This is a genomic window from Paenibacillus alvei DSM 29 (assembly GCF_000293805.1).
GTDB lineage: Bacteria > Bacillota > Bacilli > Paenibacillales > Paenibacillaceae > Paenibacillus_B > Paenibacillus_B alvei.
In genome coordinates this window covers 121,823-135,388 of sequence record NZ_AMBZ01000010.1, presented here as the reverse complement: position 1 = coordinate 135,388, position 13,566 = coordinate 121,823, and the positions used below count along the sequence as shown (strand labels likewise).

Here is a 13,566-nt window from a genome sequence, read left to right as displayed (position 1 = left end):
CATATCGGACGAACTTAGTACCCGAATTTGGCTGATGATGCTGGCGGGTCTGACTGTTACATCATATGGGAATGATGTATAATACGCTTTGGAAAGGGTGATCGAAGAAGTGAGTCAACTCGAAATGTGGTTTGAATTTATTAAGCAAAATTGGCTTGTTTTCCTTATTGCACTCATCGTACTGCTCGTAATTGTTAGCTTCGTGAAAACGATGATCAAATGGGCGCTTGTTGTCGTGATTGTCGCTGCTGTTGCTGTATACAGCGGAATTACGTGGGATGATGTGAATAACGCAGTAACAACTGTGAAGGATGAAACGGTGCAAAAGCTGAAGGATCAAGCGCTCACCTCCATGATGGAAGAAGCGAAGAAGGCGACGTTCAAGAGCAATGAGGATGGTACTTATACGGTAAAGTCGCCGAATTTGGAGCTTACAGGAACACCCAATAGTGATAAGGTGAAGCTGTCGTTCAATGGAGTCTCTCTAGGAGAGTGGAGCATGAACGAAACGATTCGCCAGTTCGTGAAGGAAGCGAAGCAGAACAAATGAGTACCGGATTGCAATGGGAATGGAACGCGATAACGCTGGTGCTGCTTGCGGTCGTGCTTCTATCCGCAGTTCAAGGGGTGGCGAGAGGCGCTTCGGGGTCCATGCGTCACCTCTTTCTATTTGTTGCTCAGTCGGTCTGCACAATTGTTTCGCTCATGGTATCTTTCGCAGCAGCAATGTGGCTGTCGCCTATTGTACAGCGTCAATTCATAGAATGGAGTATTGAAATCCCCTCCCATGCATTGGCTTGGTGGGAGCGAATTTATTATACGTTAGTAACAGGGATAAGGGACTTCGCACTTCTGCGATTTGCGATCTTGTTTGGTATTGTCTACATGGTTGTCCGAGGACTTATAGGTTGGCTCATGGCAGTGTTATGGGATGGGACTTCTGGTTCTGTGCAAGAGGAAGGCAGCTCATCTTCTCGCTCTGGTGTCATGTTGGCAATAAGCCGCGTGGCCAATTGGTTAACGGGAGGTGCCATTGGCGCTTTAATTGGCGGCGTACGTGCCTTTATTATCATTATGGTTTTGTTCGTCTATGTTGCGCTGCAGCCGGCTACGAAGGCCAGTGACATCATTCAATCCTCTTCCGCTTATCGGACAGTGGCGAACCAAGTGATCGAGCCGCTTGCTGGTTCGTTGATTACAGAGAGCCTGCCTGTGTTCACTTCTCAAATGGGGCAGGAGCTGGGCGAACTGCTGCAGCGCCGATATGAAGTGATTGATAATCAGATTTCTTCTGATGTGAAGCAGGCTGCGCGTCAAGTGACAGCGGGAGCTGACTCGGATGAAGAGAAGGCCCGGCGCTTGTATGATTGGGTTGGTTCCCGGGTTCAGTACGACTGGGACAAGGCCAAGCAGTATGAGACGAAGCGAATATGGAAGGAGCAGACGCCAGAGGATACCTTTGCAACCAAGCAGGGCGTATGCATCGATTATGCGCGTCTATATGCGGTTATGGCTCGCTCGTCAGGTCTCCAAGTCAAGGTAGTTACCGGTCTCGGATATAACGGAAATGGCGGCTACGGTCCACATGCCTGGAATGAGGTGTGGTTGAGTGAAAAGAAAAAATGGATACCGCTCGATGCGACATGGGCATCATCAGGAGATTGGTTCAATCCTCCTAAATTCGATGCCACTCACATTCCCGATAAGCCTTTGACGATAAGATAATTCATTGCGATATAAATTGAAGCTGCAGAGCCTTTGAATATAGGCAAATTAGTATGGTAAAATAAATGAGATTGTACAGCAAAAGTTAGCAAGAAAGGATGATTGGCATTGAGTCATCCACATGCGGATGATCCGCAGAAGCGGGAAGTACAGAACCGACGTACCTTTTCGTTTCGGTTGAACTTATTCTTTTTATTACGTTTTTAATATTTACCGTGCTTATTGTAAGGTTGGCTATTTTGCAGTTCGTTGAAGGCCCCGCCCTGAAGGAGAAGGAGTCTCAGTTGGGATTTCGGGAAACCGCGATACCGCCGCTTCGGGGAACCATATATGATGCTTCGAATACGCGACTTGCCTATTCCACTGCATCACAATCGCTCTACTTCAATGTGGTTAAGAATTATGGGGATCCGAGCAAGAACATGACGGATGAGCAGAAGAAGAACCGTACTGAAGTAGAACAGCTTGCAAAGGATCTTGAGGAGATTTTCAAAAAGCTGGGCAGTCCGCAGGATAAGCCATTAACGGCAGAGGAAATCTTAAAACGAATGGACTTGGGTGGACGAATGAACTTTGTCTTCGTTCCTCGACTGATCAAGACGGGTTTGACGAAGGAAGAAGTCGCCTACTTCTTAGAGCATAAGGCGCAATTCAAAGGAATCGACATCGTCGAGGATAGTGTCCGCAACTATGATAAGGATACAATAGCCGTGCAGACGGTCGGTTACTTGAAGAAGTTCAAGGGCGTTCGCGAGCGGATGCCGTTCTATAAGGAACAGTACGAGAATCAGGAAAAACTTCCTACAGAAAAGGAATATCTGGAGTACGAGGATGTTGGCGTCGATGGCATCGAATTGATGTATCAGAACGAGCTGCGCGGTTTAAACGGGGTGAAGAAGTTCCCGGTCAACGTGGCGGGCCGTATTATCGGGCCGATGCAGCTGACGAAGCCGGAACGCGGCAATAATATACATCTAACGGTTCATCGCGACATTCAAAAGGCAACAGAAGAGTCCATCGTTAAAACGCTGGAGAAGATTCGCAATTCCTCAAACCGTACCGAGTATGCACCAAATGCACGCACTGGCTATGCGGTGGCGATGGAAGTGGACACAGGTAATATTGTATCGATCGCTAGTATGCCGGATTATGATCCGAACGTATGGCGGAACGGTCAAATTAGCAGTGAGGACTATGAAAAGATTCAGTATTTCATGGGTAACGGAGCTATTCGCGAGGTTTATGGACCATACAATGATGACAAGGAGCGCGGACGCCATCCTACGTCACTTGTATACCTGGGTTCTACAATGAAGCCATTGTCCGTTCTCATTGGTCTGAAGGAAAACCTGTTTGGCCCATGGACAGAATACTATGATAAGGGCTACGGGGAGTTCGGTCGCCGAGGTTATGAGACGAAGGTATGGAACTCGAGTCGAACTTCTTACGGTTATATGGATGCTGCTAAGGCCCTTAAGGTATCCTCCAACGCCTTTATGGTCGATATGATCGGTAAAAAGCTATTTTCCCTTTCTGACCGGAATGGATTAGAGTTATGGGATAAATATATGGATGCCTTCGGACTCGGCGTGAAGACGGAAAGCGGTATGCCTGGTGAATCCGCCGGATTGAAGGACTATCTGGTGGAGGCGGAGCGCAATAACGCACAGTCCGCACTCGTATATGCCTCCTTTGGACAGCAAGGGAAGTATACAACCTTGCAGCTTGCTCAATATGCTGCTACCTTAGCGAACCATGGCCAGCGCATTAAGCCGCAATTCGTAAGCAAAATTACGGATGGCGATGGCAAGGTAGTAAAAACCTTCGGACGTGAAGTGTTGAACGAAACAAAGTTCGACGATACGAACTGGCGCGTTGTCGAAGAAGGGATGTCCAAGGTTAACGTTCATGGCTTCGATGGTTTCCCTTACCCGTTTTACAGAAAGACAGGTACGTCGCAGCAAAGTATAGCGGGCAAAACATTGGAAAATGCGGTGTTCATCGCGTATGCGCCGGCAGATAAGCCGAAGCTTGCGGTTGCTGTTGTCGTGCCGGAAGGTGGATACGGCTCCTACGGAGCAGCGCCGATCGCGCGTGCTATGTTCGATGCGTACGATGAAGTATACGGTTTGACTGGAACGCCGAAGCCGAAGAATCATAATGCAGCTAATGAGTCTACGGATGAGAGCGGAAATAATCAATAAACGAAATGGGGTTCATGCGTTTGGACAAGAGCTAGAAGTCCGAACGTATTGAACCTTTTTTTAAGACTTTTTCATATCGTACATGGTGTCACCGATGGAGGCATACACTGCATACGATAAGGAAAAGTCTTTTCTTTTTGCAAAAATGATTATTTGGGGAAAGAATTTTTTTATACAAAAATAGTTGCATTAAGGAAACATATTTGTGTATATTAAACATGATCATTGATAAACGTAATCATTACAAAAAGTGGCAGGTTATCATATGGGAGGGACAAAAGATGGCGAAGACAGTGGTAAGACCGAATGGAAAATTCAAAATGAACTCGGCGTTAAAGCGATTGGTGATGACCATATTGTTTTTGAGCGTCGCTTTAGGTCTGGCTGCGTGCAGCAGTACAAGCGAAGGCAAGAAGGAAGATGTAAATAAGCAGGATACAAATCAGCCGATTCAGGTAACGACTACAATTGGAATGATCGCCGATGCAGTGAAGGAAGTGGGCGGTGAGCGCGTTGATGTGATTGGTCTGATGGGACCAGGGGTTGATCCTCATTTATACAAGGCATCGCAAGGGGACATTAAGAAGCTAGATGATGCGGATATCGTATTCTACAATGGCTTGCATTTGGAAGGCAAGATGGTCGATATTTTGGAGAAAATGAGCGGCAGCAAGACGACGGTTCCTGTCTCCAAAACGATTCCAGAAACTGAGCTGCTGGCGGATCCGACATTAGCTCAATCGCATGACCCGCATATTTGGTTCAACGTACAAAATTGGATCAAGGCGACCGAGGTCATCCGTGACACGCTAGTTGAATACGATGCAGCACATGCTGAAGCATATAAGCAGCGGGCAGAGGCGTACGTAAACAAGCTGCAGGAGCTTGATGCGTATGTGCACAAGCGGATAGCAGAAATTCCGGAAGGCAGCCGTGTGCTCGTTACTGCACATGACGCGTTTGGATATTTTGGCAAGGCATACGGTATGAAGGTTATGGGGCTTCAAGGAATTAGTACAGCATCTGAGTATGGAAGTAAGGATGTATCCGATCTTCGCGATTATCTGATAGACAATAAGATTAAGGCCGTATTTATTGAATCCAGCGTGCCGAAGAAGGCGATTGAAGCGGTCATTGAAGGAGCGAAGAAAAAGGGACATGATGTCGCCATTGGCGGCGAATTGTTCTCGGATGCAATGGGCAAGCCTGGAACAGAAGAGGGTACTTATATTGGCATGGTTCGCTTTAACGTCAACACGATTGTGGATGCGCTGAAGTAATGTACATAACTTCAATTGGATAACGCAGCAGGAGAGGAGCGAATAAGAATGAAAGAGAAGGGGAACTCGCCGCTTCGCGTGAGCGGCTTGACTGTGGCCTATCAGAAGAAGCCAGTTTTACGCAATGTGAGCTTTACGATACCGGAGGGCAATTTGATCGGTATTATTGGACCGAACGGTGCAGGAAAATCGACACTTATCAAATCCGTCCTCGGTCTGATTCCTAGAGTTAGCGGAGAGGTGAGCATATTCGGCAAACCTTATTCGGAAAGCCGCAAACGGGTAGGCTATGTCCCACAGCGTGAATCTGTGGATTGGGACTTTCCGACGAATGCACTTGATGTCGTAATGATGGGCCGCTACGGTCACTTAGGATGGTTCAAGCGTCCGGGGGCGAAGGAGAAGGCGATCGCGCTGGATTGTTTAGCAAAGGTAGGGATGGCGGACTTTGCGGATCGGCAAATTAGCCAGTTGTCCGGCGGTCAACAGCAGCGTGTATTTTTAGCAAGGGCGCTTGCCCAAAATGCGGATTTATACTTTATGGATGAGCCGTTTGTCGGTGTGGATGCGATGACGGAGAAGGCAATCATTACGTTATTAAATGAATTGAAGCGTCAGGGAAAAACCGTTCTCGTTGTTCATCACGACTTGGCAACGGTGAAGGAATATTTCGACTGGGTGATGCTGCTGAATGTGGAATTGGTTGCATGTGGAGAAACAGCGAAAATATTTAACACAAGCATGCTGCAGCAAACCTATGGCGGCAGACTTACCGTGCTGGATCAAAATGCGGGCGCCGTCATGGTAGGATCGAGGTGAGTACAATGTTCGGAATATCTTGGGATATACTGCGCGATCCGAATACGCAATGGATACTCGTTGGCTGTTTGCTGCTCGGTCTGATGAGCGGCATCGTCGGCAGCTTTGCTTACTTGCGGAAGCAGAGCTTGGTTGGAGATACACTCGCCCATGCTGCCCTTCCGGGCATATGTATTGCTTTTATGCTGACAGGGGTCAAGTCACTGCCATTATTCTTCTTCGGCGCTTTTTTGTCCGGGATGCTGGCGACAGCGGGGATTTCGGTTGTGACGCGCTATACGCGCATTAAAGCGGATGCGGCAATGGGCATCATGCTGTCGGTGTTCTTCGGTGTAGGCATTGTATTGCTGACGCAAATTCAGCATTCCAGCTATGGGAACCAAAGCGGACTCGACAAGTTCCTTTTTGGACAAGCGGCCTCTATGATACAAAGTGATGTGTACACAATGGCGGGTGTGTCGGTGTTTATCATTGTTGCATGCAGCCTGTTGTTTAAAGAGTTCAAGCTGCTTAGCTTCGATCCAGGATTTGCGCGCGGGCTTGGGTTTCCGGTCGGCGTACTGGAGCAGCTGCTCATGTTATTTACCGTAATTGCTGTCGTTGTTGGCATTCAGGCGGTTGGCGTTGTGCTTGTTGCGGCACTGTTGATTACGCCTGCGGTATCTGCGCGCTATTGGACAGATCGGCTCGGATTGATGGTACTGCTAAGCGGGTTGTTTGGAGCGGTCAGTGGTATTATCGGTACGCTAGTTAGTACGACGACGAGCAATTTGCCTACTGGCCCGCTCAGTGTATTGGCTGCTACCTTTGTTTTCTGCTGCTCGGTAATAATCGCACCGCGCCGCGGTGTGCTTGCGAAATGGATTCGTCGAATCCGCAATCATCAAACGATTCGGATGGAGGAGCGAATCCGTCTGGAGGAGACGGAACCTCGATTGCGAAAGGAGGCGTCTCTGTGACAGACCTATGGATTATACTAACCGGAGCGCTAGTGGCTGCAACTTGCGGCATATTGGGCTGCTTCCTTGTACTTCGCAAAATGTCGATGATTGGGGATGCAATTAGTCATTCGGTTCTCCCGGGCATCGTCATTGCATTCATAATGAGCGGCTCGCGTGACTCATTCATCATGCTGCTTGGCGCATCCGCAGTAGGATTACTAACTGTATTTCTTATTCAGCTGTTCCAGCATAACGGTGTCCAATCCGATGCATCGATCGGTGTGGTGTTTACCGCATTGTTCGCGGTTGGAGTGGTGCTCGTAAGTTTGAATGCACGCAATGTGGATCTGGATTTGGATTGTGTCCTTTTTGGTGAAATTGCGTATGTTCATTGGAATACGATGACTTTGTTCGGCATTGACATTGTGCCAAAGGCAGTGTGGATACTCGGCTTTACACTGCTTGTGATTTTGCTCGTTATCGGGCTGTTCTATAAGCAATTCAAAATATGTGCTTTCGATCCGGCGATGGCCATTGCCTGCGGCATTCCGGTCGTGCTGTTCCACTATTTACTGATGGGGCTCGTGTCCATGACGACGGTGGCTTCATTTGAAAGTGTGGGTGCTATCCTTGTCGTCGGCATGCTTATCGTCCCGGCTTCTACGGCCTACTTGCTGACAGAGCGCCTGAGTCTCATGATTATGTACAGTGTGGCGATTGGGATTATATGCGCAATTGCGGGATACTATTTGTCCTCCTTGTTGGATGCCTCAATTGCAGGGATGATGGTAACGGTGGCTGGTGCATTGTTCGTGCTTGCCTTTGTGTTGTCCCCGTCTCACGGCATGCTTGCTCGACTGCTGAAGCGCCGCCGCATAGCTGAGATGACGGCAATGTAGCTGCCTGTAGACACCCCCTTGCTCCTGAATTCGGAGATGGGGGTGTTTTTGTTATATTCGCAAGAAAAAGAATGCCTGAATCGACACAGGTGAAGGAAAGGAATTCTTTGTTGTAAATGCCTCCGTATGATACAATGTCGTTATGCAAATTTTGTGCATGACAATGAATGACATTAGTGTTACAAGCTTCGACAAATAACGAATCACAACTCGTCTGAAGCAGAACGCATCAGGGACAGGAGTGACGGATGAGATGACTAAATATAGACTATTGGCTCTCGATATGGATGGAACGGTATTGGATGATGATCAGCGAATTTCGAAGGAAAATTCCGATGCAATTCGCAGTGCTTGCGATGCGGGAATAACGGTTATGTTCTCCACTGGCCGTGCGTTCGTTAACGCACTTCCTTATGCGACAGAACTGGGATTGGATTCTCCCATGATCACAGTGAATGGAAGTGAAGTGTGGAAAAATCCTCGTGAATTGCACTTGCGCCATCTTTTGGATCGCGAGGCCATCAAGCGCATGTACGCGATGTCTAAAGAGCATGATGTCTGGTTCTGGGCATATTCGACGGAACGGCTGTACAACAAGGAGAATTGGGGAGCGGATATTGAAGCGGAGGAATGGCTCAAGTTCGGTTACTTTACAAAAGACGATCATGTGCGCGAAATACTCTGGCGCGAGCTGCGTGCCATGGGAGGCTTGGAATTGACGAATTCCTCGCCGCATAATATTGAGATTAACCCTGCCGGCGTTAATAAGGCGACAGGGATACAGACAGTATGCGAGCTTATAGGCTGCGACATATCCCAAGCGGTTGCTGTAGGGGATAGCTTGAATGATATGGCGGCAATTCAAGCCGCTGGGCTTGGTGTAGCAATGGGAAATGCGCAGGACGAAGTAAAGCAAGCTGCGGATGTCGTCGTACGAACGAACAACGAGCATGGTGTTGCTCAAGTGATTAAAGAGTATTTGCTGTAAAAGGTTGTTCACGAGCGGTTATCCTCGTGCAAGGTGGTGGAACGGATGGTTATTTTTGGTTGGATTAGTGTGATTGTGTTGTTCCTTGTCGGGATGGCAGGGGCAATTTATCCGATTTTGCCTGGTGCGCTGGCAATTTATGCAGCATTCTTTGTGTATGGACTATGCATTAGCTTTGAACCATTCGGATTCTGGTTCTGGACGATTCAGACGCTGATTGTAGCCGTGCTGTTTATAGCCGACTACGTTGTCAATGCTTGGGGCGTCAAGCGGTTCGGAGGCTCAAGAGCATCGATCATCGGAAGTACGATAGGGGTCATCATTGGCCCATTCGTCATTCCGGCGTTCGGTCTTATTCTCGGGCCTCTCTTAGGCGCGTTCATCGGAGAGATCATAACAGGAGCGAGTATGGAAAGATCGACAAAATCAGCCATCGGGGCGGTTGTCGGTCTATTTACAAGTATTGTCGTCAAATTTGCGCTGCAAATCGTGATGATTGTCCTGTTCTTCCTCTGGTTGTTTGTGTTCTAATAGTAAAAGTTCCATAAGACGGCTGCTGTCTGAATGAGACAGGGCTTGTCTTATGGAGCAGCTTTTTCCTTCTTTATGGTGAAGGTATAGTGGCAGCTGCCACGATGAATAGAAATGAATGAAGTATGTTCGGACTGATAAGGATGCGGGCTAGCATACAGAAAGAAGGGAAACGTTTGGCAAAGGAATCATTTATTAAAGGAACGCTCATTATTGCAGCGGCTACCCTCGTCGCTCGCGTCTTAGGGCTATTCCAGCGCGTTCCGCTTGAGCATATGCTCGGTTCTGTGGGTAACGCCTCTTTTGCTGCCTCACAGACAGTCTATTTGATGATACTTGCAATAGCGACAGCGGGTATCCCGAGCACATTAAGTAAGATGGTATCCGAACGCTATGCGCTGAACAAGGTGCGCGAAGCAGAGCGGGTCTATTATGCTGCACTGCTGTTCGGTCTCATATCTGGTGTGATCACAACCTTGCTGCTCATCGCGTTTGCAGGCGTGTATGCGGACATGATTCAATTGCCGGAAGCCGCACTTGCTATTCGCGCACTGGCCCCAGCGCTGCTGCTGTTCCCGGTCATTGCCATGATGCGCGGCTATACGCAAGGACGCAATATGATGCAGGCAAGCGGTGTATCGCAAATTGTAGAACAGATTTTGCGTGTCTTTACGGCGATTGGCCTTGCTTATATATTGATGAGTACGGGGCAGACCCAAGAATGGATCGCAGCTGGAGCTTCCTTCGGCGGAGTATTGGGAAGCATTGGTGCCTTCATCATTATGCTGTATTACTTGCGCAAGCTGCGGCAGGCAGATCGCGAAGCGGGCGTGCGCGCGCGGCGCAGAGGTGCGAAGAAAGTACCGCTTACTGATATTTTCCGTTCCATTTTTGCCATGTCCGTACCGATTGTATTATCATCGCTTGCCGTGCCGGCTGTTAACTTTATTGATACTTCCATAACGATCCCATTGCTGAATCCAGAAGTAGGATTAGATGAGGCGAAGCATCTGTATGGTATCCTGGGTCAGCGCGCACAGTCGATCGCTGGCATTCCGCCAATACTGGCGATAGCGTTAAGCACGTCGCTCATCCCGGTTATTTCCGCGGCTTTCGCAAAGCGGGATATGGTTCACTTGAAGCGGCAGACAACTCTGGCGATGCGAATTTCTGTATTGAGCGGCATGCCGATCGTATTGGCATTATCGGTAGCGGCATACTCCGTGAACGGCTTCCTGTTCAGTACGTTGGACGGCGCAGGAATTATCGCGGCATTAACGCTCGGCACGATTTTCCAGATAACGATGATGACGTCAAGCTCGATTCTAATTGGTCTTGGCAAACCTTATATCGCCATGATCAGTGTAACATTAGGTATTATTATCAAGCTTATTGCCAGCTTCTCGCTTGTTCATTTCTTCGGCATTTACGGAATTATTGGGGGAACTGCATTAAGCTTCCTGCTCATTACGTGGCTCAATCTTCGTGTCATGAAGAAGGTTGTTCCGTTTTCCGTGCTGGGCAATAGCTGGATAGGCTTCCTGCTAACAATTATGCTGTCAGGTGGAGTCGGGTATGCCTGCGAATGGCTGGGAGAGCAGTTGGTAAGCATATTGCCGGCTAAGCTGGCCTTTATGTTTACCGCTGGAATCGTAGCTGTCGTGGTCGTGGCCTTATTTGTAATTGGGTTAGTTGCCTTCCGTGTAATTCGATATGATGAATTGTCTGGGTATCCGCGTGCGGTTCAAAAGGTACTGCGACCATTAATGAGATTGCAGGGAGAACGAGGATAGTCCATATTCATTTATAAAAGCATGATAAGCCCATTGGGAGGAATGTGCATATTTTGTACATCGCTCCCAATGGGCTTTTTTATATTTGGCTTTGTTCACGAGATTGCAAACCCTGCTATTTTAAGCCAAAAGAAGTTTGGTGTGAATTACCATGCGCTGATTTTGTAACAATGTATTAATCTTTTACCGTTTTATACCGATATACCAAACGTATTTTGCCAACGAGAATCGGTAAAGGAGAGTCAGCATGAAGAGGACTTTTCAATGGACTGCAGGAATACAACGTTCCTTGCACAAAAAGATAATATGCTTGCTTGCACTATTTATTGTCGTTCCGACGATCATTCTTATTATTATCCTAACAGGAACGGCAGCTAGCAATACGAAGGACATGTTCTACAATCAAGTGAATGAGGCTACCGAATCTATTGTCGGCATGTTGGATGACATGTATGATTCGAATGCCTATACGGTGAACAGTCTGGCTGAAAGCATTAGCAAGAAGTCGCAACAGAAGGACTGGATCCGTGAGCGGATGCTGGATACTGCCAAAGATATTGACAATATCTATGCGGCATATGTCTTCGTAAATAATCAATACATACACAGTTCTAATGACAGTGATGAGACGATTGATGCGAAGAAGCGGGGCTGGTATCAGCAGGCAATGAATAACGGCGGCAAAGTCATTGTAACAAAGCCGTATCGCGATGCGATAACGAATGATTTGGTCGTTACGTTCGCTCAGGAGCTCCCACAGAAGAACGGGGTTGTTGCCATTGATGTGGCAATCGATCGGATTAACAAGGCCGTAGAGAGATACAAAGTAGGAAAAAGCGGTTATATCAGCCTTGTTGACAAGGATAATCAGGTCGTAACGCATCCGGTATACAAGCAGGGAACGGTTCTAGATGAAGCAACATATGGTGAATTGGTAACGGCAAACGACCACGGTTCTTATAAGTCGAATGCGGCCGGCCGCAATGAGTTCGTCAGCTACGATAAACGGAACAAAATGGGATTAAACATCGTATCTGTTGTCGCATTGTCGGAAATTAACAGTCAAGCGAATAACATCTTTCTCATCGCTTCGATTTTCCTTGCGGTGCTTATTGCTTTAATGGGATTATTTTTATGGCGATTTGTAACGAGCATAATTCGTCCAGTTGTACGTGTGCAGCAATTGACGGAACGAATTGCAGCAGGCGACTTTACAGAGCGGATTAAAGAATCGAATCGCAGTGATGAGATTGGCAGTTTGGAGAAAAACTTCAATCGAATGGCGCAGTCTTTGACCGATGTCTTGCTGCGTATTCGCGAAGTATCCGAGACAGTTGCCGCTTCTGCTGAGGAGCTTTCTGCTAATACAGAGGAAAATGTAGCTTCCCTGCAGCAGGTTGCAGCTTCTTATCAAGAGGTGTCAGCCCAATCGTCACTATTGAATGATAGACTGAAGGTAGTACGATCCGATGCCCACCAATCAGGAAGACAACTGAAGGAAGTTGTTGAGCTGGTAAGTCTGTCCTCCGAGGCTGCTAATGATATGAGTGAATGGGCAGTGCGAGGCGAGCAGGCATTGAGCAATGTACGCTCGCAAATGAATGCCATCACGGAGCATACAGAGCTGGCTAAAAATGAGACAGAACAGCTAATGGAGCAATCGCAGCATATTCGCCGCATTGTCGTATTCATTCAAGAATTGTCCGCGCAAACAAAGCTGCTTGCCTTGAATGCAGCCATTGAGGCTGCGCATGCGGGCGAACATGGACGGGGCTTCGCGGTAGTAGCTGACGAAGTCCGCAAGCTGGCAGAGCAGACCAATGAGGCTGCAGGACAAATTACAGGCATGATTCAGCATGTGCATGAGCGTTCTGAAGCAGTATGGTCTGCGATGCAGAACGGTTCAGCTTCCGTAGAGGAAGGTCAGCAGGTCACGAAGACAGTGACGAGCAGCTTTGCCGATATGTTCGCAGCAGTCGATGAAATGAACGTTCAGTTAACTCATATTGCTCAAATGAGCACACAGCTTGCTCAAGCTAATGGCACAATAGTGTCTTCGTTCGATGAAGCAAGTGAAATGACAAATACGACGCTGCTTGAGATGGAAAATGTAGCGACGGCGGGCGAGCAGCAAAATGCAGCCATGCAGGAAATGGCTTCGTACGCCAACCATCTTGCTACGATTGCCGATGATTTGCAGCAGCTTGCTGCTAGATTCAAGGCATAACTGTTGATATGGGGATCCCCTGATAATTGGAACGAGAATGAAATACTGCATTGATACGGCACCTGACTCGCTTTTGCGGGTCAGGTGCTTTTTGTTATTTCGAATGGGAAATCTGTTCCATGCAACTGATTTGTAACTGCTATCGCGTTTACTGGAAAT

The 13,566-nt window shown here is 47.8% G+C and carries 11 protein-coding genes; all 11 read left to right on the top strand.

Annotated features, from left to right (window positions below):
• Window positions 1-109 precede the first annotated feature (109 nt).
• The 11 genes from PAV_RS26265 (at window position 110) to PAV_RS26215 (ending at window position 13,407) form a co-directional block, all read left to right on the top strand.
• Complete coding sequence (locus PAV_RS26265) at window positions 110-550, top strand: hypothetical protein (RefSeq protein WP_040736937.1); 441 nt, start codon at window positions 110-112, stop codon at window positions 548-550.
• Complete coding sequence (locus PAV_RS26260) at window positions 547-1,725, top strand: transglutaminase domain-containing protein (RefSeq protein WP_005551133.1); 1,179 nt, start codon at window positions 547-549, stop codon at window positions 1,723-1,725. Before PAV_RS26265 ends, PAV_RS26260 begins: the two co-directional genes overlap by 4 nt.
• 239 nt (window positions 1,726-1,964) lie before the next feature.
• A complete protein-coding gene (locus PAV_RS26255; RefSeq protein WP_338010919.1) occupies window positions 1,965-3,929 on the top strand; it encodes a peptidoglycan D,D-transpeptidase FtsI family protein in 1,965 nt (654 codons plus the stop codon).
• A gap of 281 nt (window positions 3,930-4,210) precedes the next feature.
• The gene (locus tag PAV_RS26250; RefSeq protein ID WP_005551130.1) at window positions 4,211-5,209 is read left to right on the top strand and encodes a metal ABC transporter solute-binding protein, Zn/Mn family; all 999 of its coding nucleotides are present in this window, start codon (window positions 4,211-4,213) and stop codon (window positions 5,207-5,209) included.
• Between the two features lie 48 nt (window positions 5,210-5,257).
• On the top strand, window positions 5,258-6,028 hold the full coding sequence (locus tag PAV_RS26245) for a metal ABC transporter ATP-binding protein (RefSeq protein ID WP_005551128.1): 771 nt from the start codon (window positions 5,258-5,260) through the stop codon (window positions 6,026-6,028).
• Between the two features lie 5 nt (window positions 6,029-6,033).
• Entirely contained in the window at window positions 6,034-6,987 is a 954-nt protein-coding gene (locus PAV_RS26240) for a metal ABC transporter permease (protein WP_005551126.1), read from the top strand.
• Window positions 6,984-7,868, top strand: a complete 885-nt coding sequence (locus PAV_RS26235) for a metal ABC transporter permease (protein ID WP_005551124.1) — start codon at window positions 6,984-6,986, stop codon at window positions 7,866-7,868. The genes PAV_RS26240 and PAV_RS26235 overlap by 4 nt, the downstream gene beginning before the upstream one ends.
• 253 nt (window positions 7,869-8,121) lie before the next feature.
• Entirely contained in the window at window positions 8,122-8,856 is a 735-nt protein-coding gene (locus PAV_RS26230) for a Cof-type HAD-IIB family hydrolase (protein WP_005551122.1), read from the top strand.
• Window positions 8,857-8,901: 45 nt separating this feature from the next.
• The gene (locus PAV_RS26225) at window positions 8,902-9,387 is read left to right on the top strand and encodes a DUF456 domain-containing protein (protein ID WP_005551121.1); all 486 of its coding nucleotides are present in this window, start codon (window positions 8,902-8,904) and stop codon (window positions 9,385-9,387) included.
• 143 nt (window positions 9,388-9,530) lie between these two features.
• Complete coding sequence (locus PAV_RS26220; RefSeq protein WP_005551120.1) at window positions 9,531-11,180, top strand: putative polysaccharide biosynthesis protein; 1,650 nt, start codon at window positions 9,531-9,533, stop codon at window positions 11,178-11,180.
• A 247-nt stretch (window positions 11,181-11,427) separates the two neighbouring features.
• A complete protein-coding gene (locus tag PAV_RS26215) occupies window positions 11,428-13,407 on the top strand; it encodes a methyl-accepting chemotaxis protein (protein ID WP_005551119.1) in 1,980 nt (659 codons plus the stop codon).
• Window positions 13,408-13,566: the final 159 nt, after the last annotated feature.